Source organism: Nocardia sp. NPDC004123, assembly GCF_053603795.1.
Window position 1 is genome coordinate 161,574 of record NZ_JBSGGG010000015.1, and the last position, 24,437, is coordinate 186,010.

A 24,437-nucleotide genomic window follows, 5' to 3' on the forward strand; every position below is an offset into this window, starting at 1 on the left:
CGATCACGGTAGGACCTCGAGTGCACTCGAGGTCAAGACAGCAGTTTCTTCTGGACCTTGCCCATGGCATTGCGCGGCAGGCCGTCCACCACGCGTACCTCGCGCGGCCGCTTGTGCGCCGAAAGTTCGCCCGCCACATGGGCGATGAGCTCGTCGGCGATCGCCGCGCCCGCCCCGGGCCGGAGCACGACATAGGCGACGATGCGCTGCCCCAGATCGTCGTCGGGGACGCCGACGACCGCGGTCTCGGCCACCGCCGGATGCCCCAGCAGCGCGGTCTCGATCTCGCCCGCGCCGATGCGATAGCCGCCGGACTTGATCAGGTCCACCGATTCCCGGCCCACGATGCGGTGGAAGCCCTCGGCATCGATGACCGCCACGTCGCCGGTCCGGAACCAGCCGTCGGCGGTGAAGTTCTCGGCGGTGACCTCCGGCTTGTTCAGATAGCCGTCGAAGAGCATGGGGCCGCGCACCTGGAGTCCGCCGACGCTCTCCCCGTCGTGCGGCACCGGGTCGCCCGCCTCGTCGCGCAGCCGGGTCTCGACGCCCGCCACCGGGGTGCCGACCCAGCCCGGGCGGCGTTCGCCGTCGGGCCTCGTGGAGAGGGTGATCATGGTTTCGCTCATGCCGTAGCGCTCGATCGGAGCGTGCCCGGTGACTTCGGCGAGCCGCTCGAACACCGGTACGGGCAGCGGCGCGCTGCCGGAGATCAGGATCCGCGCCTTCGCCAATTCCCTTGCAGCGTCGGGATCTTCGGTGATTCGCGACCACACGGTGGGCACGCCGAAGTACATGGTGCCGTGCGCGTCGGCGTACGCCTTCGGGGTGGGCTTGCCGGTGTGGACGAGCGGGCTGCCGGCGCGTAGCGGGCCCAGCACACCGAGGATCAGGCCGTGCACGTGGAAAAGCGGAAGACCGTGCACCAGAACATCTTTCGAGGTCCAGCCCCATGCCTCGATGAGCGCGTCCAGGCCCGCCGCGATGGCGTCGCGACTGAGCATCACGCCCTTCGGCGCGCCGGTGGTGCCGGAGGTGTAGAGGATGAAAGCCGTTGCCTTCCCGGCGGGTTCGGCGTATCGATGCCAGGACCGCGCGTGCTTGCGCACCGGGATCACCGGCAGCTCGGAGCTCTCGGGAGCCTTGCCCAGCCAGGCCTGTGCACCCGAATCCCGCAAGATGTGCGCCAGTTCCGCGCTACCCGAGTCCGGCGGCACCGGCACCACGGTCACCCCGGCGATCAGGCAGCCCACCACGGCGAGCACGGTGGTCACGGTCGGTTCGGCCAGCACGGCCACCCGGCGCGCCTGGGCCACGCGTTCGGCGACGGAGGTGGCCGCGCCGAGCAGATCACTGCGCGACAACGTCTCCCCGTCGATGGTGACGGCATCCGGGATATCGGCTCCGGCGGCGATGGCGGCCGGGTTCAACGAGCTCAGCAACAGCGGCGACACGGGCCCACGCTACCGGAGCCGCTCGGCAACGAATCGCTTGCGAACCCGCCGAGCCGGTTGACAGGGGACACGAGTGGGTAAGAAAGTTTCTATATAACTTTCTCACCCGAGGATGTGGTCGACGATGACCAGGCCGCTGCCCGACCGGTTCGAATCCGCAGCCCCCGCACCGGAGATCGACGTCCGCCGCTATCTGGACGGTGCGGCGGGCTTCTTCGGCGCGGCGGCGAACGTGATCATGCAGCTCTCCCACCCGCCGGTCGGCTACGGCGTGGTGGAGAGCCCGGTGGAATCCGGGAATGTCATGGTCCATCCCCTCAAACGGCTGCGCACCACCCTCACCTACCTGGCCGTGGCCCTGCTGGGCACCGAGGAAGACCGCGCGGCCTATCGGGAGGCCGTCGATTCCGTACACAAGTACGTCCGGTCCAGCACGAGCAGCACCGTGAAGTACAACGCCTTCGACCCCCGGCTGCAGCTCTGGGTCGCGGCCTGCCTGTACTGGGGTGCGCGTGATCTCTACGAGCGCATGCACGGACCCATGGACGACTACGCCGCCGACGCCTTCTACCTCCACGCCGCAAGGCTCGGCACCACGCTGCAGGTGCGCTCGGACATGTGGCCCGCCGATCGCGCCGCCTTCGACCGCTATTGGGACGAGAACCTCGCCAAGACCCGCATCGACCCCAAGATCCGGGCCTACTTCGAGGATCTCATCGACCTGAAGATGCTGCCCCGCCCGTTCCAGCTGGCCTTCGGCGGCGTACACCGCTTCTTCGTGACCGGCCTGCTGCCACCGCATCTCCGCGACGAGATGGGCATGACCTGGACGCCGCGGCAGGACCGCGCGCTGGCCCGGATGCTGCGGCTGGCCGGTGCGGCCGAATCGGTCGTGCCGCCGTCACTGCGAGCCTTCCCGCTGAACGTCTATCTCACCGATATGCGTCTGCGGCGCCGGCTGGGCCTGCGGCTGGTGTGAAACCCGGTGCGGGTCAGAGGATCCGGAATCCGGGAATGATGTGGTCGCGAGCGAACTGTCGCAGCGCGACAGGGTCGTCGAGCGGAATGACCGTCTGCGGCGTCAGCGCCAGCGACAGCGCCGCGCGCGCGATGATCTCGGCCAGCGGCAGCGGATCGTATTGCGGCAGTTTGTCTTCCGCCTGCAGGCGGGCGATGAACTCGGCAAGGTAATCGCGCCCGAGTTCGATGACCGGCGCGCCCTGCACGGTCAGATAGGGCAGCACCACCTCGGGTTCGGTCTTGAGCAGGCGGCCCAGCAGCTGATTGCCGCGCAGGCCCTCGATGAACGCGATGAACAGGACGGTGATCTGCTCCTCGGCGCTGGCGTCGCGTTCGACCGGAACCTGCACCGCGGCGTCGATGTCCTCGACGAGCTGGCGGGCCTGACGCAGCCCGACGGCCTGGATGAGATCGTTCTTGCCCGCGAATCGGCGGTAGAGGGTGGCCAGCGACAGCCCGCCACGGCGAGCGACCTCCACCATGCTGGTGCGTTTGATACCGAAGTCCAGGAACGCCATGAGCGCGGCATCGAGGACCTTGGCCTGATTGTGATCCTCGGGGCCGGATCCGCGGACGAGCGGCAGCAGTTTGGCCAGTTTGGCCATGGTCCGGGCCCTTTCCGGTCGCAAAGAAACGGTGAGGCACTAATCTTCGCACATTGACATGACCACACCGCGATGAGAGGGTGAGTGGCGAAATTTCTCACACTCTCCTCATGGGCGAGGAGTGACGACGAGGAGCCGAGTCAACGATGACCGCCCCCCTGCGCAAGTTCGACGAGTTCCCGCCGGCCTACGAGCCGATGACCCCGGAATCCGTGCGTGAGCACATCGACGGTGTCGCGGCCTTCCTCGGCGGCGCGGCCAATGTCGTCATGCAGCTGTCGCTGAAACCCGTCGCGTACGGCGTCATGGAGAGCGACGTCGACAGTGGCAAGGTGACGCTGCACCCGATCAAGCGGCTGCGCACCACCCTCACCTATCTGTCGGTCGCACTGCTCGGGAACGACGACGATCGCCGCGACTACCGCGAGGCCGTGAACCGCTCGCACCGCAGCGTCCACTCCAAGCCCGGCAGCGCGGTCAAGTACAACGCCTTCGACCCCGAGCTGCAGCTGTGGGTGGCGGCCTGCCTCTACTGGGGCGTCGACGACCTCTACCACCGCATGCGCGGCCCCATGAATCCCGAACTGGCGGAAGCCTTCTACCAGTACTGCGCGCGGCTGGGCACCACCCTGCAGATGCGTCCCGAGATGTGGCCCGCCACCCGCGACGAGTTCTACGTGTACTGGGAGGAGAACCTCGCGACCAAGTCGATCGACGGTCCCACCCGCAAGTACTTCAACGACCTCACCGACCTGAAGATGCTGCCCTGGCCCCTGCAGATCACCCTGGGCGGCCTGCATCGCTTCATCGTCACCGCCCTGCTCCCCCCGCACCTGCGCGAGGAGATGGCCATGACCTGGTCCGCCCGCGACGAGCGCATCTTCGCCGGCTTCCTGCGCCTGATCTCCGCGATCTGGACCCGCATGCCCACCCCGATCCGCCTGTTCCCCTACAACTTCTACCTCGCCGACATGCGCCTCCGCCGCCGCCTCGGCCGCCCCCTGGTCTGAACCAACTCTCGGGCTCTCAGGGGTGTCACCCCTGAAACCCCGTCCGGGGGGGAGCGCCGGGAACGACCCGCGACCGCGAATTCTCAGGCGCGGTCGGCTAGGGCGCGGAGGAAGAAGCCGAGGTTGGCGGGGCGTTCGGCGAGGCGGCGCATGAGGTAGCCGTACCACTGGGTGCCGTAGGGGATGTAGACGCGCAGCGAGTGGCCGTCCGCGACAAGGCGGCGCTGTTCGGCGTCGCGGATGCCGTAGAGCATCTGGAACTCGAAATCTCCGGGGTTGCGGTGGTTTTCGATGGCGAGGGCGAGGGCCGCGTCGATCATGGCCGGGTCGTGGGAGGCGATCATGGGGTACCAGGCGCTGCGAAAGAGGACATCGAGGCAGCGCAGGTAGGAGACGTCGACCTCGGCGCGGCGCTGATAGGCGACGGTCGCCGGTTCCTGGTACGCGCCCTTGCAGAGGCGGACTCGGGTGCCGTCGGCGGCCAGGTCGCGGGCGCGGTCCTCGGCCTGACGCAGGTAGGTCTGCAAAGCGACGGCGAGCCAGGGGAATTCGGCGCGGGCCTGGCGGACCGCCTCCAGGGTGCCGGCGGTGGTGGTGTGGTCCTCGGCGTCGACGGTCACCCAGACGTGGCGCTCGACGGCCTTGGCGCACAGCTTGTGCAGGTTCTCCGCGGCGATGGCCGGCCCCTCCTGCCCCAGCGACTGGCCGAGCGCCGACAGCTTGAGCGAGACCTCCACCCGGGGAATGTCGGTGTGCCCGCCGGGCCTCATCTGGTCGGCCTCGGCCAGATCGTCGATGAGCGAAAGGTATTCCGCCACCGCGGCATCGGCCTGGGCATGTTCGATGGTGTACTCGCCCAGGAAGTCGACGCTCACCGCGCGGCCGCTCGCCAGCAGCTCGCGCGCCACCGGGACCAGCTCGGCCCGGGTCTCCCCGGCCACGAACCGCCGGACCACCGCGGCGGTGACCGGCACCCGGGTGATGGCGTCCTTCATCCGCGACGATCCGGCCGCGGCCAGGATCGCGGGCCGCAGCGGATTCATCGCGTCTCCATGTGTGGGTAGCGGTAGTCGGTCGGTGGAACGAAGGTCTCCTTGAGCGTGCGGGGCGCGACCCAGCGCAGCAGGTTGAGGTAGGAGCCCGCCTTGTCGTCGGTGCCGGAGGCGCGGGCCCCGCCGAAGGGCTGCTGCCCGACCACCGCGCCGGTGGGCTTGTCGTTGATGTAGAAGTTGCCCGCGGCGAATCGCAGTGCGTCCGCGGCGGTTTCCACGGCCTTGCGGTCGCGGGCGAAGATCGCGCCGGTGAGAGCGTAGGGCGAGGTCCCGTCCACCACCTCGAGGATCTCGGCGAACGAGTCTGGGGCGCTGTCGTCGTAGACGTACACCGACAGAATGGGCCCGAAGTACTCGGTGGCGAAGGCATCGTCGCCCGGGTCCTCGCCGAGCAGCACGGTCGGCCGGACGAACCAGCCCTCGCTGTCGTCGTAGCCACCGCCCGCGGGGACCGTGAGCCCTCGGTCCTTCGCCTTCTCGATGGCGGCCACGCACTTGTCGTAGGCACGGTTGTCGATCACGGCCCCACCGAAATTCGACAGATCGGCGACATCGCCGTAGGTCAGCGACTCCACCTCGGACAGGAAGTCCTGCCCCATGCGCTGCCACACCGACCGGGCGATATAGGCGCGCGAGGCGGCCGAGCATTTCTGCCCCTGGTATTCGTAGGCACCGCGAATCATGGCCGTGCGCAAGGCATCCGGGTCGGCGGACGGGTGAGCGAGGATGAAGTCCTTCCCGCCGGTCTCCCCCACCAGCCGCGGATATCCGTGGTAGTGGCCGATATTCGAGCCGACGCTCTGCCACAGGTACTGGAAGGTGCGGGTGGAACCGGTGAAGTGGATGCCCGCCAGCCGCGGATCGGCCAGCGCCACCTCCGAGAGCTGCGCACCGCTGCCGGTCACCATATTGATGACCCCGGGCGGCAGGCCCGCCTCCTCCAGCAGCTTCATCGTGTAGTACGCCGAAAGTGTCTGTGCCGAGGAAGGTTTCCAGACGACGGTATTGCCCATGAGCGCGGGCGCGGTGGGCAGGTTCCCGGCGATGGCGGTGAAGTTGAACGGCGTGATGGCGTAGACGAAGCCCTCCAGGGGCCGGTAGTCCATCCGATTCCACACGCCCGCAGCCGATTCCGGCTGAACCGCCAGAATCTGCCGGGCGAAGGCGACATTGAAGCGCCAGAAGTCCACCAGCTCGCAGGGTGCGTCGATTTCGGCCTGCTGCACCGTTTTCGACTGGCCGAGCATGGTGGCGGCGGCCAGGGTCTCGCGCCAGGGCCCGGCCAGCAGGTCGGCGGCCCGCAGCAGAATGGCGGCCCGTTCCTCGAAGGGCATGGCCTGCCAGCCGGGCGCGGCGGCCGTCGCCGCCGCGATGGCCGCGCGCGCTTCGTCGTGGGTGGTGTGGGTGTAGGTCCCGAGTGCCTGGCGGTGCCGGTGCGGCATCACGATGGTGTGCCGCTCGCCGCCACCGGGCTGATGCTTGCCGCCGATGACGAGCGGCACATCCACGGGGTCGGCGGCGAGAGCGGCGAGCCTGCCGGCCAGCAGCTCGCGTTCGCGACTGCCGGGGGCATAGGTGTGCACCGGTTCATTGCCGGGAGCAGGGACAACCGTGACAGCGTCCATATCCAAGGCTAACGCGATCGCCGCTGCCCGACCGGAACGAACACGCCCCGGCCGGCCCCGCCGACGGAATTTCTCCGTCGACGGGGCCGCTTCCTCAGTGGAAGTCCTGCGAAATGATCGTCTCGATATTGCGTTCCGCGAGCGCGGTGATCGTGACGAACGGGTTGACGGTGGTGAGGCCCGGAATCAGGGAGCCGTCGATGACGTACAGGCCCGGGTACTGGGTGAGCCGCCCGTAGTTGTCGGTGGACACGTTCAGCACGCAGCCGCCGAGCGGGTGATAGGCGAAATCGTCGCCCCAGGTCTTGTATTCGCCGAACAGGTCGGTCCGGTAGATGGTGCCTTCCTTGCTGTTGATCTTGTCGAAGATGCGCTTGGCGCAATCGATGCTGGGCTGGTTCCAGGCGGTCTGCCAGTTCAGGTCCACGCCACCGGTTCCCGAGTTGTAGGAGAAGGTGCCGCGATTGGGGTTCTTGGTGATGGCCAGGTACAGGCTGGCGAAGGTCTCGATGCCGGCCGGGAACGGCGACACCTCCGCGAAGGCCGGGCCGCCGCTGTCGGCCCAGTTGTCGATGCCGACGCAGGGGATGCAGGACTGCAGGCTGCCGGTGGCGTCCCAGGCCTGGTTCTGCCGGGCCACCATGACATTGCCGTTGTTGCCCCAGCCGGCGCCGATCGAGTCCGGCAGATTGCCCAGCTTGCCGGTGGCCTTCTGGGTAACCAACAGCTTGCTGGTGCCGACACTGCCGGCCGCGAAGAAGACCTTCTGCGCCGTAACGGTTTTCGCCTTGACGGTGTTGCCGCTGGTGTCGATCTGGTTCATCGACACCGAGTAGCCGCCGCCATTGGCCGGCGACACGGTGGTGACCACGTGCTGCGGCACGATGGTCACCTTGCCGGTGCCCGACGCCGCCGCCAGATAGGTCTTGTCCAGCGAGTTCTTGCCGTAGTTGTTGCCGTAGATGACCTCGGCGTTGAGCGCCGACCGCGGGGCGGTGCTGGCCTGCTCCTGCTTCATGTAGTTGAAGTCGTAGACATTGGGCACGAAGGTGTACGCGAACCCGGACCGCTGCGCCTGCTTGATGCCGACCCGCGCGAACTGATAGCAGTCCGCGCCCTGGAACCAGGTCTGGTCGATGTTGTTCACCTTCAGCCCGGCATTGGCGCGCGGGTAGTAGGTGCTGTACATCGAGCCGGCGTCCACCGACGGCAGGATGCTGGCGAAGTTCTCCTGCTTGGGCGTCACCGCCATACCGCCGTTGACCAGCGAGCCGCCGCCCACGCCGCGGCCCTGGTAGATCCGGATCCCGCTGAACTGCTCGGAATCCAGCACACCGGTGTATTTGGAGATGGACTTGTTGTAGGGCGCGCCCATGAAGTGGTTGATCGGCTGGTCGGTCTCGGTGCGCAGCCAGAAGGACCGGCCGTCCGGATTCAGCATGTTGCAGAAGACCTTGCCGTCGGACCCGGGCTGGGTCCAGGACATGCCCTTCTCGACCATGATCACGTTCTGCCCGGCCTGCGCGAGCCGCAGCGCCGCGACCGCGCCGCCGTAGCCGGTGCCGATGACCAGGATCGGCATCGTGTCACCGTCATTGATCGATCCCGTGGGTAGCGCCCGGGCCAGAGGCGCCTTCGGTAGTAGCGCAGCCGCCCCCAGAATGACACCTGTTGCAGCTAGGAACCCGCGCCGGCTGACATTGCTGCCATGGACACTCTTACCGGGGGTTTCATAAGACAGACCACGCACTGAAAGACTCCTCATCGAGTTGCGATGAGAACCTGTTATAGAGGTTGTGAAGAGAACGTGTGTCAGTTTTGGGCAAAATTAGGGAGGCGACAACCGATTTCGCGAGATGGGGTAACTCCCCGGGGACGGCCACAATCGGATTGGCTCCCAAGCGCTAGCACGGATTGCCGGCAGTAAACGGCTCCCAGGCCGCCCGCTGAAGATGCGGGGAGGCGGAACCGCGAGGCGGAACACTGCGACCCTGACGGGACTCGAACCCGCGACCTCCGCCGTGACAGGGCGGCGCGCTAACCAACTGCGCCACAGGGCCTTGCAATCGCTCGGCCACCGGGCCTTGCAACGTCGTAGACGCTATCACGGGCCCGGTGGTAACGGGAAATCAGCTGGTCAGACGATCAGCGGCCGCGGTGATTCGTTCGTCCGTGGCGGTAAGGGCAATGCGCACATGCTGATTGCCGCGCGGGCCGTAGAACTCGCCGGGGGCCGCCAGGATGCCGCGCTCGGCCAGCCAATCCAGGGTCGTGCGGCATTCCTCGCCGCGCGTCGACCACAGGTACAGACCCGCCTCCGAGTCGTCGATCCGGAATCCCGCGCGCTGCAAGGCATCTCGCAGCACGACCCGCCGCGCCCGGTAGCGGTCCTTTTGCTGAACCTCGTGCGCGTCATCGCCGAGGGCCGCGGTCATGGCCGCCTGGATCGGGAAGGGCAGCATCATGCCGGAGTGCTTGCGCACCTCCAGCAGCTCCGCCACGAGCGCCGGATCACCGGCCACGAAACCAGCCCGGTAACTGGCCAGATTCGAGGTCTTGGACAGTGAGTGGATGGCGAGCAGGCCGGTGTGGTCACCGTCGCTGACCTCGGGGTCGAGGATCGACACCGCGCGGCCCTCCCAGGCCAGCCCCAGGTAGCACTCGTCCGAGGCGACGATGGCCCCGCGCTCGCGGGCGAACTGCACCACCTTGCGCAGGTGGTCGACGCCCAGCACCTTGCCGGTCGGATTCGACGGCGAGTTGAGGAAGATCAGCGCGGGACGCTCCGGGCCGAGCTGCGTGGTGCCGTCGGCGCGCACGTAACGAGCCCCGGCGAGCAGCGCGCCCACCTCGTAGGTCGGGTAGGCGACCTCGGGGATGACGACCAGATCCTGCGATCCCAGGCCGAGCAGCCGCGGCAGCCCGGCAATGAGCTCCTTGGTGCCGATGGCCGGCAGCACCGCCGCCGGGTCCACCCCCGTGATCCCGAATCGCCGCTTCAGCGCCGCGACAACGGCTTCGCGCAATTCGGGCGTACCGTGCGTGGTCGGGTAGCCCGGCACCTCCGCCACCGCCGAGAGTGCCGTGCGGATCAGCGGATCCACCGGATCGACCGGTGTCCCGACCGAGAGGTCGACGATGCCGTCCGGATGCGACGCCGCCTTCGCCTTCACGGAAGCGATGGTGTCCCAGGGGAAATCGGGTAGCAGAGCGCTGACCCGGCCACGCGCGGTCAAATGCTCGTCCTACTCGCTGGCCATCGGCGGCAGCGCGGCGATGAACGGCGGGTCGTAGTCGACCTTGCCGACCTTGGTGGCGCCACCCGGCGAACCCAGGTCGTCGAAGAAGTCGACATTGGCGTTGACGTAACCGGCCCACTGATCCGGGGTGTCGTCTTCGTAGAAGATCGCTTCCACCGGGCAGACCGGTTCACATGCACCACAGTCCACGCACTCGTCCGGTTGGATGTACAGCATGCGGCCACCCTCGTAGATGCAGTCCACGGGGCATTCCTCGATGCACGCCTTGTCCTTCACGTCAACGCACGGTTCAGCGATGATGTACGGCACTGCCGCTCTCCTAGTCTGTCCTCACATACGGGATACTCCGCCCGGCAAAACCCTATCCCGGCCCGACAACATTACTCCTGCAAAGCCTGCCCTAACTGCCGCCCTCCGTCACACCCCGGGCAGGCGTTCGGAACGCGACAACCGATCTCGTTGCGCCGGCGGCACCTCGTCGGGCACGTCCAAAATTCAGACACCCACCTGACCGCCGGCACGGGTGCGCGACTCCAACGGCTCTCAGCCGTCCGCCGAAGTCGCGGAGAGGCGGGCGAGCGAGCGGGTCGGCGGCACACCGTAGGTGGTGGTGCGCTGCCGGACCGGGCGGCCGATACCCGACGCGATCTCCGTCAGTTCCTCGACCGTCTTGGCTGATCCATGTTCGGAACCGGCCATACGGGAGATGGTTTCCTCCATCAGCGTGCCACCGAGGTCGTTGGCGCCGCCGTTCAGCATGAGCCGGGTTCCGGTGATACCAAGTTTGACCCAGCTGGTCTGAATATTCTCGATCCGGCCGTGCAGCATGATCCGCGCCAGCGCGTGCGCGGCCCGATTCTCCCGCACGGTCGGGCCGGGCCGGGAGGCGCCCGCGAGGTAGAGCGGGGCGCTCTGGTGCACGAACGGCAGCAGCACGAATTCGGTGAAACCACCGGTCTCGTCCTGGATTCCGCGCAGCACGCGCAGGTGGGCCACCCAGTGCGCGGGATTGTCCACGTGGCCGTACATCATGGTCGAGCTGGAGCTCAGGCCCAGCCGGTGCGCGGTGGTGACGACATCCACCCAGGCCGAGGCGGGCAGCTTGCCCTTGGTCAGCACCCAGCGCACCTCGTCGTCCAGGATCTCGGCGGCGGTGCCCGGAATGCTGTCCAGCCCGGCCTCTTTCAGCGCCGACAGCCAGTCGTGCACCGACTGCCCACTGCGGGACGCGCCATTGACGATCTCCATCGGGCTGAACGCGTGCACGTGCATCCCGGGGACGCGAGCCTTGATGGCGCGCACCAGATCCGCGTAGCCGGTGACCGGCAGCTCGGGATCGATGCCGCCCTGCATGCAGATCTCGGTCGCGCCCTCGACCCAGGCCTCCCAGGCGCGGTCGGCGACCTCGGCCGGGCTCAGGCTGAAGGCATCGGCATCGCCCTTGCGCTGCGCGAACGCGCAGAAGCGGCAGCCGGTGTAGCAGATGTTGGTGAAGTTGATGTTCCGGTTGACGATGTAGGTGACCTCGTCGCCCACGGCATCGCGGCGCAGCTGGTCGGCCAGCGCGGTCACGGCCTCCAGGGCCGGGCCGTCGGCGGTGGCCAGGGCCAGGTACTGGTCGTCGGTCAGGCCCGCGGGGTCCCGCTCGGCGGCGCGCAGGGCGGCCATCACATCGGCGCCGACACGCTCCGGGGCGGAACCGGCCAGCTCGAGCACCTGCTCGCGGATGCTCTCCCAGTCGCCGAACGCTCCTAGTGAATCATCGGCAATCCCCGCGTCGCTGCGGGACTCGGTCAGGCGGCCCTCGGCGTCGATGGCGGTGTGCAGGTCGATGCGGCCGGCCGATTCCCAATCCTGGTCGGGCTCCTGCCAGGGCAGGCCGGACGGCTTCACATCGGCGGCCAGGCCGGTCTTCGGATCCATCAGTGCCGCAACATGTTCGGAAATCCGCGGATCGATCCACGGAGGGCCCGCCAGCACATACTTCGGGTGGGCGGTGATGCGCTCGGTGAGGACATGGCCGCAGTCGGCGGTGATCTGCGCGAGGGTCTCCAGATTCGGCCACGGCCGTTCCGGATTCACATGGTCGGGGGTGAGTGGCGAGACCCCGCCCCAGTCGTCGATACCCGCCGCCAGCAGCGCCCGGCATTCTTCCAGCGACACCAGATTCGGCGGCGCCTGGATGCGCATCTTCGGCCCCATCAGCAGCCGGGTCACGGCGATGGCGGCCCGGAACTCCTCCATCCCGGCATCCGGGCTGTGGCGCATGGCGGTGTCCTGCTTGGCCAGGAAGTTCTGCACGATGACTTCCTGCACGTGCCCGAAAGCCTTGTGCACCTTGCGGATCGCGAGAATCGACTCGGCGCGCTCGACCACGGTCTCGCCGATGCCCACCAGGATGCCGGTGGTGAACGGCACCGACAGGCGTCCGGCGTCGGTGAGCGCGCGCAGCCGCACCGCCGGGTCCTTGTCCGGCGAACCGTAGTGCGCCTGACCGGGTTCGGTGAACAGCCGCGTCGAGGTGGTCTCCAGCATCATGCCCATGGACGGCGACACCGGCTTGAGCCGCGACAGCTCCGCCCAGCTCATCACGCCGGGATTCAGATGCGGCAGCAGGCCGGTCTCCTCCAGTACGCGAATCGCCATGGCGCGCACGTAATCCAGGGTGGAGTCGTAGCCGCGCTCGTCGAGCCACTGCCGCGCCTCTGGCCAGCGCTCCTCCGGGCGGTCACCCAGGGTGAAAAGCGCTTCCTTGCAACCGAGTTCGGCGCCCTGCCGGGCGACCTCGAGAATCTCGTCCGGCTCCATGTACATGTCCTTGCCCTGCGCGCGCAGCTTGCCGGGCACGGTGACGAAGGTGCAGTAGTGGCAGCGGTCGCGACACAGATGCGTGATGGGGATGAAAACCTTGCGGGAGTAGGTGATCGGCAGCACCTCACCGGCGTAGCCGGACTCCCGCAGCCCGGCATCGCGCACCCGCGCGGCCGACGCGCACAGATCCTCCAGATCGGCGCCGCGCGCGTGCAACAGCACCACGGCCTCGTCGAGATTCAGGGTCGCACCGTCGCGAGCCCGGCGCAGCGCGCGGCGCATCGCGGAATCGGTGGGCACGGCAGTATCGGTGCGCACAGCGGAACCATCGGGCATGGCGGAACCCGTGGGCGCAGCCGAACTGCTGGTGCGCCTCGGCGGCAGGCTCGGGTTCGGTAGATCCGTCACGGTCTCGATCATGCGCCATCCATCCGGCTGTTCCGACTCGGGTGCCATGGAACGAGCCAACCTGCCGCCCACGTCCGGTATTCCGAGTTGATTATTCGCATCCTCGAGTTCATCTATTCAAATCTCGGTTCCGATGAAATAGCCTCGCGGGCGTCCACTTCGCAGAAGAAGAGGGAGACCTTCGTGCTCGCGAAAATCCGCCGCGCCGCTGTCGTCGCCGGCCTGGGCGCCGCCGCCCTGCTGACCATCGCCACCGGCGCCGCCTCCGCATTCGGACCGGTGCCGCCCGCCAATCCGTACCTGGGACCGGTGGGCACCGCGACCATGCACGGCGACGCCGAGGCCTCCGACACCACGCCACTGCCCGGCGTCGGCACCGGCGGCGTCAACGCGGACTTCCACGAGGAGGGCGCGGCCTGCCCGACGATCCTGCAGGGCGCGGACGGCTTCCCGCAGGCGCTGTGCACGAAGATCACCGACCGCGCGCCGGAAGTGCTGCTGCTGGATCCGAACAACGGCAACACCCTCGCGCACCTCGACCTGACCAAGGGCAGCCTGCTCGGCGGGGTCTACGCCTACCTGGACAACCACGACCAGATGGTCACCGTGGACGGCTCGGGCAGCCTGCTGCGGATCGGGCACCAGCGCGGCTCCGACGGCTCCTGGTCACTGTCGATCGCCTCGAAAACCGATGTGACACAGGCGGTCACCGGACACTGCGGCGGCGGCACCTGCGACGCGGTCAGTTCGGTGTCCCCCGACTACCAGGGCCGGGTGTGGTTCGCCACCGACAGCGCCGCGGCCGGATTCGTCAACACCGACGGCACCGCGCATTCGATCGTGCTCGCGCCCGGCGAGAACGTGGCCAACAGCATCGCCACCGCGCCCCAGGGCATGGCCGTGGCCACCGACCACGCGCTGTACCTGCTGAACGTGGACGGCAGCGGCAACCCGCAGATCGTGTGGCGGCAGGCCTACGACCGCGGTCCGGCCCGCAAGCCCGGCCAATTGAGTTGGGGCACCGGCGCGACGCCGACCTTCTTCGGACCCAGCGACGGCACCGAATACCTGGCCATCACCGACAACGCGGCCACCAAGGAGAACCTGCTCGTCTTCGACACCGCCACCGGCCGGCCGGTGTGCTCGGTGCCCGCCATCGACGGCACCGAGAACTCCCCCATCGGCTCGGGCAACAGCGTGTTCGTGGCCAGCACCTACGGCTACCCCTACCCGGCGCTGCCGCCCAACGCCGGCACCAGTCAGCCCGCGAGCGCACCGATCTCGGGCGGCATGACCCGCATCGACGTCACCGGCTCCGGCTGCACCGTGGTCTGGACCAACACCGTGCCCTCCTCGGCGGTGCCGCGACTGTCGGTGGCGGACGGCAAGATCTACACCTTCACCCGGCACTCCCTGCTCGGCAGCGGCAGCGGCGCCCTCGGCAGTGGCAGCAGCAGCGGCAGCAGCGGCCTGGGCAGCGGCAGCGCGGGGGTGACCGACAACTACAGCTTCGCGGTGATCGACGCCGATACCGGCAAGGTCGACACCGAGCAGTTCGTCGGCGCGACCACCGTGAACGACACCCTGGAAATGGTCGGCACCATCGCTCCCGGCCGTATCCAATACCAGGGCACCACGACGGGGCTGTTCCGTATTACGCCCAAGTAGCGGACCCACGCCGCGGCGGAAAACCGGGCGTCCGGTCCGATCCGGTAACAACCGCCTCCGCGGCCGGATTCATGCAAGCATGGGCAGCATGTCCCAGCCCCTCGCTCCCGGCGGCATCCTGGCCGACCCGTCGCGGCGTCCCAGCCCACGCGCCAAACTGCTGTGGGCGCTGAGCGCCGCGCTGTCGTGGGCGGTGCCGATCCTCGGAGTGGGGGTCTGGGCGCTGTTCGACACACACCGGCGCGGCCTGCAGGCGCTGGTGTTCGGAATCGTGCTGCTGGCAGCGATATTCAGCATCGTGGCCATCCCGCTGTGGCGCTACGCCGTGCACCGCTGGGAGATCACCGACGAGGCCGTCTACACCCGGACCGGCTGGTTCACCCAGGAGAGCCGGGTCGCGCCCATCACCCGCGTGCAGACCGTGGACACCTACCGCGGACCGCTGGAGCGGCTACTCGGACTGGCCACCGTCACCGTCACCACCGCCTCCTCGGCCGGGGCCGTGCACATCAGCGCGCTCGCCCTGGCCGACGCGCGTGACACCGTCGCCCAGCTCACCGCCATCGCCGCACAGCACCGGGGGGACGCCACATGACCCAGCCGCCACCGCCGGATCCGGAGGTGTTTCCGGATTCCTATCCGACGGAAGTGCTGTCACCGATCACCGCGGGATCGGGGCCGGGGACGCCCCTCGGCCCGGACGCCGAGAACTGGCAGCGGCTCGACAAGCGCATGCTGCTGGTCCACCCGGTCACCGAGCTCATCCGCTTCATCCCGGTGCTGATCGCCACGCTGGTGGCGGGCGCGAGCCGGGACAATCCCGGGTGGAGCCTGGCCGTGGTGGCGATCATCGTCGGCTTCGCGCTCACCCGCTGGTTCACCACCACCTATCGCATCACCCCCGACAATGTGGAGCTGCGCACCGGACTGATTCAGCGCAAACGACTTTCGGTGCCGCGCAACCGGGTCCGATCGGTCGATGTGCAGGCCGATCTGCTGCACCGGGTACTCGGATTGGCGGTGCTGTCCATCGGCACCGGGCAGCATGCGGAAAAGCGGGAACAGTTCAAACTGGACTCGCTGGATGCCAAACTGGTGCCGGAACTGCGGCTCGCGCTGCTGGCACACACCCGGGCGGGCACGGAATCCATTGATGCCCAGACAGTTACGACCGAAGGGGAAGCACCGGACGCGACGCCCGGACACCCCGTCGTGGAAATCGCGCACTGGCAACCGGATTGGGTGCGGTACGCGCCACTCTCGTTGACCGGCTTCGCAATCATCGCGCCGGTCGTCGGTCTGGCGTTCCAGTACGGGTTCGCCCAGCTCTTCCTGAGATCCGGAACGGTCCAGGATGTCGGGCACCGCAGCGCGACCGTCATCGCGGGGGTGATCGCGCTGCTCGTCGTGATCCTGATCGTGGTGGTCAGCCTCGCCGCCTGCGCGCGCTACCTCATGACCTGGTTCGGCCTGAAGGTACTGGACGACGGGAAGACCCTGACCGTCCGGCACGGGCTGTTCACCACCCGTCAGACCACCCTCGACCTGGCCCGCCTGCGCGGCGCGACCGTGAACGAGCCCCTGCTGCTGCGCCTGGCCGGAGCCGCCGAACTCGAAGCCATCATGACCGGCACCAGCCCGCGGCAGAAGATCCTGCCGCAGGCTCCCCGCACCGCCGTGCACCGCACCCTCGCCCATCTGCTGGGCACCTCCACCGTTCCGGCCGAAGCCACCCTGCCGGTACCCCCACTGGTGACCGTGCCGCTGGTCCCCCACGGCCCGGCCGCCCACCGCCGGCGCTACACCCGCACCCTGAGTCCGCTCGCGGCCATCGCGGCGCTGCTGCTCGTCATTTCCCTTGCGGGCGGCCACATCCCGCTCTGGCTGTGGATCACGCTCGCCATCGCCACCCCCATCGCCGCCGCCCTCGCCCGGGACCGCTACCGCGGCCTCGGCCACGCCGTGCTCCCTGCCGCCGACGGCAAACCGGCCTGGCTCATCACCCGCAGCGGCTGCCTGGACCGCGACCGCGACTGCCTGGAGGCCCCCGGCGTCATCGGCTGGACCGTCCGCCAGACCCTGTTCCAGCGTCGCGCCGGCGTGGCCACGGTCGTGGCCGCCTCCGCCGCGGGCAAGAAGCGCTACCGCGTCATCGACCTGCCGATCGACCAGGCGTGGTCCCTGATCGACGCGGTCACCCCCGGACAGCTGGGCACCCCCGCCGGGCGGTGACCGAACGGCGCGGCGGCGGATCGAATGCTCCACCGCCGAGCCGGACTTCAGCACGATCAGCCGAGCACCGGGTAGTTCGAGCGAATCACGTTCTGAGGGTCTCGCTCACGCTTGATCGTGCGCAGGCGGTCCAGGGTCGCCGCGTCGAAGGCCGCGGCGGCCGACTCACCGGGGGCCAGGAAGGTGAACGGCTTCTTGCCCGTCACCAGCGCGCCGAACTCCGCCACCAGCGCATTTGCCCTGGCGTGCACCGCCTCTCGCAGGTGGGGCAGACCGAGACCGAGGGTGGAGACGAGGTAGCGGTCGGAGAGCGCACCGCGCGCACCCGCGGCCGGGCGGGCCAGCGCGCCGCCCAGATGGCGGACCTGAACGCTGACCAGCGGTGCGAGGGATTCGCCGAGAATGATCTTCTCCGCCGCCGGGGACAGGTCGTCGAGGAGTTCGCCGCGGGTGATGGCCGGGCTGGGATCGACCGGCTCCTGGGTGATGTCGCCGAGCTCGGCCACCGACCGGGCGGCCCGCGTATCGGTGAGCGCGCCGCCGATCCGGTCCAGCGCGGACACCAGGGTCCGGCCCTGCTCCGGATCGCCCAGATAGGCGAGATCCACGCCCACCATCTCCGGCGCCTGCGGGAACTGGAAACGGTTGAACCACACCGACAACTCATCGGGGGCTCGAGAAGTCAACTCACGGAAGGCTTCCCACACCTCGGGCAGCCGATCGGCGGTCCAGGTGATGCGGCCGCCGTACAGCCCCGGCGCCGGGAAGAGCTCGAACTCGAGGCCCGTCACCACGGCGAAATCGCCACCGCCACCGGACAATGCCCAGAACAGGTCCGGATCACTGTCCGCGGTCACCCGGGCCGGGCGGCCCTCGGCGTCCACGATCTCGAAGGCGCGCACCGCATTCGACGCCCAGCCGTACTTACGGCCGAACCAGCTCTTGCCGCCGCCCAGCGTGTAACCCGTCACGCCGACCACCGGATTGCTGCCGGCGAGCCCGGTCAGACCGTGCGCCGCCGCAGCCGCCTGCACCCGCCCCCACCGCACGCCCGCACCGACCCGGGCCACCCGCGCGACCGGATCGATCTCGAGCCGGTTCAGCGCGCCGGTGCGCAGCAGGATCGCGGTATCGATGCCGCCCGCCGCGCCGTGCCCGGTCGGCTGGGTCACCACCGGACGGCCCGCGGCACCCGCGTAGCGGACCACGGCCGCCACCTCCGCGGCGTCAGCGACCTCGGCGACCGCCGCCACCGGCTGCGTCACGGCCAGGCTCCACGGCTGCGCGGCCTGCTCGAAGTCCGCGTCACCGGACTCCAGGACGCGGCCCCGGACAGCATTGCGCAGTTCGTCGAATCCCATCGTCTTCCCTCGTTCCTGATCGTGATTGCGATTCACGAGGGGGACGAGACAGGGCGCCGAAGTGTGACAGCGCGGAGGAAAAGGGTCGAAAAACCGCAGGACGGTCCGGTCAGGCTCCGGTCCGGGCCAGGCGGACGGTCGCCCGGTAGTAGAGGTACATGCCCGCGGGCAGCAGACCGCAGATGAGCAGCAGCATGGTCGGCCAGTCACCCATGAGCAGGGCGTACCCGCTGGGACTGAAACCCGCGCAGATCAGGAAACCCAGGACCCACACCAGAATCGGCAGGGCCATCACCCCGATCCGCTTGGTGATCACACCCATGCCCATCACCAGCAGCACGTTCACCACCGCGGCGGCCAGGGCCGTGAGCGGCACCGCGATCGCGCCGTCGGTCATGCTCGAGGCCAGGGTGCCCGCGGCCAGCACCGGCGTCGGCTCCGGGATGTGGGCCCGGCCGGCGTAGATCGGCAGGAACAGCACCTCGAACCCGAGCGTGATCACCGCGTCGGCCAGCAGCAGCGTGCCGATCAACGCGGTCAGCACCCCGCGCGCCGGTCCCGCCGCCATCACCGCATCGCCCGTCCGGGCACCGACGGCCGCCGTCACGGCACCGGCGGGAATCCGAGCAGCGTCAGCAGCTGACTCTGCATGTCCACGAAGCCGTAGAGCACCGAGAGGTACAGCTCGTGCTGCCACTCGAAGTAGGGGCGCTGGCTCTCGACGAACGCCGCGATCGCGTTCTGCAGGTCCCAGTTGTACATAGCCTCAGTCTCTCATTCCAGGCCACCGAGAAGATCATGTTCGCGGCCGTCGGGGCCCAGCGGGCCGCGCTCGCCACGCACCAGAATGTAATGCTCCTCCGGCAGCACCGGCTGGGCGACATCGTTCGACAGCGCGAACTCCCGGCCCGAGGGGGCCACCGTCACCTGGGTCGCGTGCGCCCGCAGGGCCGCGCGCTTGGCCGCCAGCACATCCGAGACATCCACCGTGGTGGTCACGGATTCCGCTGGCACACAGGCCAATTCGCCCGCGTGCGGCAGCCGCCAGCCGCGCGGCAGCGCACCCGGCAGCTGATCCACCGTGCGGCGCTTCAACGACTCGGTGTGCATGGCCAGCACGGTGCGGTCGGTGACCGTCCAGTACACCTTCGGGACCGTCCAGCCCCAGTCCGAGGCGGCGTCGACGGCCGCCATGGTGATCTGGTGCGCGCGAACGTGATCCGGATGCCCGTAGCCGCCGAGCGGGTCGTAGCCGATCACCACGCGCGGGCGCAGCTCCAGGATCACCTGCACCAGCGCGTCGGTCGCGGCGGTGCCGGAGTTCACGAACGCGCGGGGATTGCGCGCCGACGGCGTCCCGGCCATGCCGGAATCCCGCCAGCGGCCCGCGCCGCCCAGGAAATGCGGCACCCCGGCATCCAATTCGGCCAGCGCCCTGGTCAATTCGAGAATGCGGTAACCGCCCAGCTGATCGGCCTGCCCGGCCACCAGATGCGCGTAATCGTCGCCGATGACCTCGCCCTCTTCGCCGAGCGTGCAGGTCACCACGGTGACCGGGACGCCGCGCTTGCGATAGTGAGCGATGGTGCCGCCGGTGGTGATGGACTCGTCGTCCGGATGCGCGTGCACCAGCAGCAGACCGTGCCGGGAAGCATCGAGAGGATTCACGGCAGCCTCCGCCAGTTGGCGGCATCACCGAAGATGCCGGTCTGAATGGCGCCGCTCAGCGAGGCCCCGTCCACCCGCGGGCCCGCCGCGGCGACCTGGGTGTCCTGCACGATGGGCAGCACCGTCGCCAGTTCCCACAGCTTGGGCTCGGTCTCGCCGATCACCTTGCCCACATCGATGCCGCGCAGGGCCGCGTCGATGGCGGGCTGCAGGGTCGGATCGCACACGCCGGACACATTCGACGGGGACTTCTTCGCCCCGTCCGCGACGGTGGTGTCCGCGGTGTCACCGGGCGGCGCCACCGGCGTGCACCCGTACCGCGACGCCAGCACCGTGGCCGGATCCTCGCCGGTGCGTTCCCAGCCGACTACGGCGTCGACCCCGACGTCGGTCAGCTCCTTGCCGTACAGCTGCGAGGCCGTGACACTGCGCACGACGACATCGATTCCGGCACTGCGCAATTGGTCGGCGGCGGTATTGGCCACCGCCAGCGTGGTGGTGTCGCCGTCCACCGCGCCGATCCGCACCGTCAGCGATTTACCGTTCTTGGCCAGCGACCGCGGCTGCGGGGCGGGCGAGGTCGCCGACTGCGTGGCCGGCGTCTCCGCGGCCCGCGCGAATCCGGCCTCGGCCAGCAGCCCGAACGCCTCCTCCTGGCTCAGGCGCGGCGGCTGGGTCGCGACATAACCCGGATCCGAGGGCGAAAGTACTTGCGCCCGAGCCGGTTCCACCCAGCTGCCGGTCTGCGCACCGACCGTGGCCAGCAGCACCGGATCCAGCAGCGCCAGCACCGCGCGCCGCACCCGGACATCGGCCAGGTCGCCGCTGCGGCCGTTGAGCGCCAGCTGCATCTCGCGCGACTGCGGCATGGTGGCCGTGCGCACCGACGGAATCGCCGCCAGCTGCGCCTGCAACGCCACACCGCCGTGCACCAGCGCCATCTGCGCGTCCCCGACCCGCAGCGACTCCGCCACCTGCGCGGGAGTTCCGCCGCGCCGCAACAGAATCTGATCCGGCACCGCGGGCTGACCCCAGTACCGGTCGTTGCGTTCCAGCAGGATCTCCTCGCGGCCGCGGTCGGCCTGCTTGATCCGGAACTGGCCGCCCGAGATCCGGATGGTGTCGATCAACCCCTGCTCGAAACCCGAGTCCTTGACCAGATGCTGGGGCAGCAGATCCGAGAACAGCTGCCGCCAGGCGGGATACGGCTGCGTCATGGTGACCGTCACCGTCTTGCCGCCCGCCGACGAACTGACATCCGAGATCAGCCGATAGCCCGCGGGATCCACCGTGCCCGGCTGCGTGATCATCTGCTGCCAGAGGTATTTGAAGTCCTCGGCCGCGATGGGTGCGCCGTCGGACCAGGACGCCTCGTTCTTGAGCTGGTAGGTGATGGTGAACGGCTCCTGCGCCGTCACATCCGCCGACACCATGAGCGCCGGATCCAGTATCCAGTCCGTGCCGCCCGGCACCCCCGGCGTCGGACCTGGCCGGAACGGGCTCGGCAACACCATCGACGCGACCGCCGCCGTCGCCGGCGACTGCTGCGACCGCAGATGCGGATTGAACCCGATCCCGATGTCGTCGACCCCGACCACGACGGAGTTCTTCCCCGGCTTGGCCGGCTGCGTCTTCGGACTGTCGGTGGATTCGATGGGCGGTGGCGGATTCGCGGTGCACCCGGTCGCGACCGCCAACAGGGTCGCCACCATCAACAGCACCGCGCGCCACGATGCGCGCATCCGGGCCCCCGTTCTCACGTTCGGCACTCTACTGGATCCACCTTCCACGGCCCGACGACCAACGCCGCCGCTGGTAGTCGTGCCCCGAACTCAATCGCAGAACCCCGGTCCCACCCCGTGTGAGCACCGTTGTGCACGACACCCGCCCAAAGGTTCGCGGCCCGCCCCGGTCTGGACTGACCGGAGCGGGGGAGCGAAGCGGAGGAGCGGAGGGAGGGAAGACCGGGGTAACAGGGCCGCGAACTGCCGGAGCGAAGCGGAGGCTAGTTGGACACAGCCTTGTCGCGGGCCTTGCGGCGCGAGATCTCACGCTGGCGGTCGTTGGCATTCAGGGTGACCTTGCGGACCCGCACGATCTCCGGGGTGACCTCGACACACTCGTCGTCGGTGCAGAACTCCATCGCGCTCTCGAGGTCCAGCTGCAGCGGCTTGGCCAGGGTCTCGAGCACGTCACCGGTGGCGGACCGCATATTGGTCAGCTTCTTCTCGCGGGTGACGTTGATGTCGAGGTCCTCGGCACGCGGGTTGATGCCGACCACGTGGCCCTCGTAGGTGTCGGCGCCCGGCTCCACGAAGAACTGGCCACGGTCGGCCAGCTGGATCATGGCGAACGGGGTGACCGAACCATTGCGGTCGGAGACCAGCGAACCGGTGTGGCGGGCGCGGATCTCACCGGCCCACGGCGCGTAGCCGTCGAACACGGCATTGGCGATACCGGTGCCGCGGGTCTCGGTGAGGAAATCGGTGCGGAAACCGATCAGGCCACGCGACGGGACGATGAACTCCATGCGCACCCACCCGGCCGAGTGGTTGCTCATCTGGACCATCTTGCCCTTGCGGGCGGCCAGCAGCTGGGTGACCGCGCCCAGGTACTCGTCCGGGCAGTCGATGGTCAGCTCTTCGAAGGGCTCGTGCACCTTGCCGTCGACGGTCTTGGTGACCACCTGCGGCTTGCCGACGGTCAGCTCGAAGCCCTCGCGGCGCATCTGCTCGACCAGGATGGCCAGCGCGAGCTCACCACGGCCCTGCACCTCCCAGGCGTCCGGGCGGCCGATGTCGAGCACCCGCAGCGACACGTTGCCGACCAGCTCCTGGTCCAGGCGCGACTTCACCATGCGGGCGGTCAGCTTGTGGCCCTGCACCCGGCCGACCAGCGGCGAGGTGTTGGTGCCGATGGTCACCGAGATGGCCGGCTCGTCGACGGTGATTCGCGGCAGCGCGACCGGGTTGTCGACGTCGGCGAGGGTGTCGCCGATCATGATGTCCGGAATGCCCGCGATGGCGACGATGTCACCGGCCACGGCCTCCTCGCCGGGCTGACGCTCGACGCCGATGGTCTTGAGCAGCTCGGTGATCTTGACGGTCTTGACGCCGTCACCGTGCATCCACGCGACGTTCTGGCCCTTCTTCAGGGTGCCGTTGTGGATGCGCACCAGGCCGATTCGGCCCAGGAACGGGGAGGCGTCGAGGTTGGTGACGTGCGCCTGCAGGGTGGCCTTCGGGTCGCCCTTGGGAGCGGGAACGTACTTCATGAGGACCTCGAACAGCTCGTCGAGGTTCTCCGCGGCCGGCACCTGGCCATTGTCGGGGCGGCTGGTGGACGCCACGCCCGCGCGGCCGGAGGCGTAGAGCACCGGCAGGTCGAGGGCCAGTTCCGCGGCCTCGGAGGCCTCGTCGTCGAGGTCGGAGGCCAGGTCCAGCAGCAGGTCGTGGGATTCCTCGACGACCTCCTCGATGCGGGCGTCCGGGCGGTCGGTCTTGTTGACGACCAGGATCACCGGCAGCGAGGCCGCGAGGGCCTTGCGCAGCACGAAGCGGGTCTGCGGCAGCGGACCCTCGGACGCGTCGACGAGCAGCACGACGCCGTCCACCATGGACAGGCCGCGCTCCACCTCACCACCGAAGTCGGCGTGGCCGGGGGTGTCGATGACATTGATGACGGTGACCGATCCGTCGGCGTTATGCCGGTGAACAGCGGTGTTCTTGGCGAGAATGGTGATGCCCTTCTCGCGCTCGAGGTCACCGGAGTCCATCACTCGGTCGACGAGTTCGGCGCGTTCGGCGAACGCACCGGATTGCCGGAGCATGGCGTCGACCAGTGTTGTCTTGCCGTGGTCGACGTGCGCCACGATGGCGACGTTTCGGAACTCGACAGACGACACGTTTGATTCCTCCTGGTGAAAAAGTCTGTTGCCGACCCGGATGGGTCTCATGCGTGGGGCTGCCTACGACGAGAACATGGCGAACTCCACCGGGCATGCGGCGAGCTACAGACTACCGGGCGCATTAGGTCACATGGTCAATGGGCGGAGGTTAGGTTAAGCTAACCAACCATGGGCAAGGTGAAGGCCAAACACGTATCCGGTCTGAAGCCGAAGAAGAAATGCTGCCGCAAGAAGACGCGATGCCTGAAATGCCCTGTTGTGATTACGCGGATGAAGAAGGCCGAAGCCGCAGGCTGCTGCGGCAAGGAACTCAAGAAGTGCCTGAAACTCGCGCGGGCAGCCTGAATCCGGAGTAAACC

The 24,437-nt window shown here is 68.6% G+C and carries 20 protein-coding genes and 1 tRNA gene; 6 read left to right on the forward strand and 15 right to left on the reverse strand.

Annotated elements, in window-relative coordinates:
• Nucleotides 1-32: 32 nt before the first annotated feature.
• Complete coding sequence (locus tag ACWEQQ_RS22970; protein ID WP_452349682.1) at nucleotides 33-1,442, reverse strand: acyl-CoA synthetase; 1,410 nt, start codon at nucleotides 1,440-1,442, stop codon at nucleotides 33-35.
• A 133-nt stretch (nucleotides 1,443-1,575) separates the two neighbouring features.
• On the opposite strand from ACWEQQ_RS22970, the gene ACWEQQ_RS22975 reads away from it, so the two are divergent.
• Complete coding sequence (locus tag ACWEQQ_RS22975) at nucleotides 1,576-2,430, forward strand: oxygenase MpaB family protein (RefSeq protein ID WP_452349617.1); 855 nt, start codon at nucleotides 1,576-1,578, stop codon at nucleotides 2,428-2,430.
• A gap of 13 nt (nucleotides 2,431-2,443) precedes the next feature.
• On the opposite strand, the gene ACWEQQ_RS22980 is transcribed toward ACWEQQ_RS22975, so the two are convergent.
• Nucleotides 2,444-3,076: a TetR/AcrR family transcriptional regulator gene (locus tag ACWEQQ_RS22980; RefSeq protein WP_452344289.1), complete on the reverse strand. Its 633-nt coding sequence runs from the start codon at nucleotides 3,074-3,076 to the stop codon at nucleotides 2,444-2,446.
• 146 nt (nucleotides 3,077-3,222) lie between these two features.
• Here ACWEQQ_RS22980 and ACWEQQ_RS22985 point away from each other — a divergent pair, with 146 nt between their 5' ends.
• Complete coding sequence (locus ACWEQQ_RS22985; RefSeq protein WP_452349618.1) at nucleotides 3,223-4,086, forward strand: oxygenase MpaB family protein; 864 nt, start codon at nucleotides 3,223-3,225, stop codon at nucleotides 4,084-4,086.
• Between the two features lie 83 nt (nucleotides 4,087-4,169).
• On the opposite strand, the gene ACWEQQ_RS22990 is transcribed toward ACWEQQ_RS22985, so the two are convergent.
• From ACWEQQ_RS22990 to ACWEQQ_RS23020, 7 genes are all read right to left on the reverse strand, one after another.
• Complete coding sequence (locus ACWEQQ_RS22990; protein ID WP_452349619.1) at nucleotides 4,170-5,129, reverse strand: proline dehydrogenase family protein; 960 nt, start codon at nucleotides 5,127-5,129, stop codon at nucleotides 4,170-4,172.
• Nucleotides 5,126-6,763, reverse strand: coding sequence for an L-glutamate gamma-semialdehyde dehydrogenase (gene pruA, locus ACWEQQ_RS22995; RefSeq protein WP_452349620.1), 1,638 nt, complete (start codon nucleotides 6,761-6,763; stop codon nucleotides 5,126-5,128). The genes ACWEQQ_RS22990 and pruA overlap by 4 nt, the downstream gene beginning before the upstream one ends.
• 94 nt (nucleotides 6,764-6,857) lie before the next feature.
• The gene (locus ACWEQQ_RS23000) at nucleotides 6,858-8,345 is read right to left on the reverse strand and encodes a GMC oxidoreductase (protein WP_452349621.1); all 1,488 of its coding nucleotides are present in this window, start codon (nucleotides 8,343-8,345) and stop codon (nucleotides 6,858-6,860) included.
• A 404-nt stretch (nucleotides 8,346-8,749) separates the two neighbouring features.
• Nucleotides 8,750-8,823 (reverse strand) — tRNA-Asp (locus tag ACWEQQ_RS23005).
• A gap of 69 nt (nucleotides 8,824-8,892) precedes the next feature.
• Complete coding sequence (gene dapC / locus ACWEQQ_RS23010) at nucleotides 8,893-9,999, reverse strand: succinyldiaminopimelate transaminase (protein ID WP_452344294.1); 1,107 nt, start codon at nucleotides 9,997-9,999, stop codon at nucleotides 8,893-8,895.
• A 9-nt stretch (nucleotides 10,000-10,008) separates the two neighbouring features.
• Nucleotides 10,009-10,332: a ferredoxin gene (gene fdxA / locus ACWEQQ_RS23015; protein ID WP_040812194.1), complete on the reverse strand. Its 324-nt coding sequence runs from the start codon at nucleotides 10,330-10,332 to the stop codon at nucleotides 10,009-10,011.
• Nucleotides 10,333-10,566: 234 nt separating this feature from the next.
• Entirely contained in the window at nucleotides 10,567-13,170 is a 2,604-nt protein-coding gene (locus ACWEQQ_RS23020) for a bifunctional FO biosynthesis protein CofGH (RefSeq protein ID WP_452349683.1), read from the reverse strand.
• Between the two features lie 255 nt (nucleotides 13,171-13,425).
• Here ACWEQQ_RS23020 and ACWEQQ_RS23025 point away from each other — a divergent pair, with 255 nt between their 5' ends.
• The 3 genes from ACWEQQ_RS23025 to ACWEQQ_RS23035 all read left to right on the forward strand — a co-directional run bounded on the left by ACWEQQ_RS23025 (nucleotide 13,426) and on the right by ACWEQQ_RS23035 (nucleotide 17,142).
• The gene (locus ACWEQQ_RS23025) at nucleotides 13,426-14,910 is read left to right on the forward strand and encodes a hypothetical protein (protein ID WP_452349622.1); all 1,485 of its coding nucleotides are present in this window, start codon (nucleotides 13,426-13,428) and stop codon (nucleotides 14,908-14,910) included.
• A gap of 88 nt (nucleotides 14,911-14,998) precedes the next feature.
• On the forward strand, nucleotides 14,999-15,505 hold the full coding sequence (locus ACWEQQ_RS23030; protein WP_452349623.1) for a PH domain-containing protein: 507 nt from the start codon (nucleotides 14,999-15,001) through the stop codon (nucleotides 15,503-15,505).
• The gene (locus tag ACWEQQ_RS23035) at nucleotides 15,502-17,142 is read left to right on the forward strand and encodes a PH domain-containing protein (RefSeq protein ID WP_452349624.1); all 1,641 of its coding nucleotides are present in this window, start codon (nucleotides 15,502-15,504) and stop codon (nucleotides 17,140-17,142) included. Before ACWEQQ_RS23030 ends, ACWEQQ_RS23035 begins: the two co-directional genes overlap by 4 nt.
• 56 nt (nucleotides 17,143-17,198) lie before the next feature.
• Here ACWEQQ_RS23035 and ACWEQQ_RS23040 read toward each other — a convergent pair whose 3' ends face one another.
• The 6 genes from ACWEQQ_RS23040 to typA form a co-directional block, all read right to left on the reverse strand.
• Nucleotides 17,199-18,503 carry an FAD-binding oxidoreductase gene (locus ACWEQQ_RS23040; protein ID WP_452349625.1) on the reverse strand — a complete coding sequence of 435 codons (1,305 nt, stop codon included), beginning with the start codon at nucleotides 18,501-18,503 and terminating at the stop codon, nucleotides 17,199-17,201.
• A gap of 109 nt (nucleotides 18,504-18,612) precedes the next feature.
• A complete protein-coding gene (locus ACWEQQ_RS23045; protein ID WP_452344299.1) occupies nucleotides 18,613-19,110 on the reverse strand; it encodes a hypothetical protein in 498 nt (165 codons plus the stop codon).
• Nucleotides 19,107-19,265, reverse strand: a complete 159-nt coding sequence (locus tag ACWEQQ_RS23050) for a hypothetical protein (RefSeq protein ID WP_326306468.1) — start codon at nucleotides 19,263-19,265, stop codon at nucleotides 19,107-19,109. The genes ACWEQQ_RS23045 and ACWEQQ_RS23050 overlap by 4 nt, the downstream gene beginning before the upstream one ends.
• Before the next feature lie 12 nt (nucleotides 19,266-19,277).
• Entirely contained in the window at nucleotides 19,278-20,171 is an 894-nt protein-coding gene (gene mshB / locus ACWEQQ_RS23055; protein WP_452349626.1) for an N-acetyl-1-D-myo-inositol-2-amino-2-deoxy-alpha-D-glucopyranoside deacetylase, read from the reverse strand.
• On the reverse strand, nucleotides 20,168-21,913 hold the full coding sequence (locus ACWEQQ_RS23060) for an ABC transporter family substrate-binding protein (RefSeq protein WP_452349684.1): 1,746 nt from the start codon (nucleotides 21,911-21,913) through the stop codon (nucleotides 20,168-20,170). The genes mshB and ACWEQQ_RS23060 overlap by 4 nt, the downstream gene beginning before the upstream one ends.
• Before the next feature lie 263 nt (nucleotides 21,914-22,176).
• Nucleotides 22,177-24,075 (reverse strand): translational GTPase TypA, encoded by a 1,899-nt coding sequence (gene typA, locus ACWEQQ_RS23065; protein ID WP_452344301.1) that lies wholly within the window; start codon nucleotides 24,073-24,075, stop codon nucleotides 22,177-22,179.
• 171 nt (nucleotides 24,076-24,246) lie between these two features.
• Between typA and ACWEQQ_RS23070 the strand changes: the two genes are divergently transcribed.
• A complete protein-coding gene (locus tag ACWEQQ_RS23070; protein ID WP_354833569.1) occupies nucleotides 24,247-24,423 on the forward strand; it encodes a hypothetical protein in 177 nt (58 codons plus the stop codon).
• Nucleotides 24,424-24,437 lie beyond the last annotated feature (14 nt).

Bases quoted from the DNA above. Each gene is read 5' to 3' on its own strand.
- ACWEQQ_RS22975 (WP_452349617.1), top strand. From the start codon at position 1,576: ATGACCAGGCCGCTGCCCGACCGGTTCGAATCCGCAGCCCCCGCACCG.
- ACWEQQ_RS22980 (WP_452344289.1), bottom strand. From the start codon at position 3,076: ATGGCCAAACTGGCCAAACTGCTGCCGCTCGTCCGCGGATCCGGCCCC.
- ACWEQQ_RS22985 (WP_452349618.1), top strand. From the start codon at position 3,223: ATGACCGCCCCCCTGCGCAAGTTCGACGAGTTCCCGCCGGCCTACGAG.
- ACWEQQ_RS22990 (WP_452349619.1), bottom strand. From the start codon at position 5,129: ATGAATCCGCTGCGGCCCGCGATCCTGGCCGCGGCCGGATCGTCGCGG.
- pruA (WP_452349620.1), bottom strand. From the start codon at position 6,763: ATGGACGCTGTCACGGTTGTCCCTGCTCCCGGCAATGAACCGGTGCAC.
- ACWEQQ_RS23000 (WP_452349621.1), bottom strand. From the start codon at position 8,345: ATGCCGATCCTGGTCATCGGCACCGGCTACGGCGGCGCGGTCGCGGCG.
- ACWEQQ_RS23020 (WP_452349683.1), bottom strand. From the start codon at position 13,170: ATGCCCGATGGTTCCGCTGTGCGCACCGATACTGCCGTGCCCACCGAT.
- ACWEQQ_RS23030 (WP_452349623.1), top strand. From the start codon at position 14,999: ATGTCCCAGCCCCTCGCTCCCGGCGGCATCCTGGCCGACCCGTCGCGG.
- ACWEQQ_RS23035 (WP_452349624.1), top strand. From the start codon at position 15,502: ATGACCCAGCCGCCACCGCCGGATCCGGAGGTGTTTCCGGATTCCTAT.
- ACWEQQ_RS23040 (WP_452349625.1), bottom strand. From the start codon at position 18,503: ATGGGATTCGACGAACTGCGCAATGCTGTCCGGGGCCGCGTCCTGGAG.
- ACWEQQ_RS23050 (WP_326306468.1), bottom strand. From the start codon at position 19,265: ATGTACAACTGGGACCTGCAGAACGCGATCGCGGCGTTCGTCGAGAGC.
- ACWEQQ_RS23060 (WP_452349684.1), bottom strand. From the start codon at position 21,913: ATGCGCGCATCGTGGCGCGCGGTGCTGTTGATGGTGGCGACCCTGTTG.
- ACWEQQ_RS23070 (WP_354833569.1), top strand. From the start codon at position 24,247: ATGGGCAAGGTGAAGGCCAAACACGTATCCGGTCTGAAGCCGAAGAAG.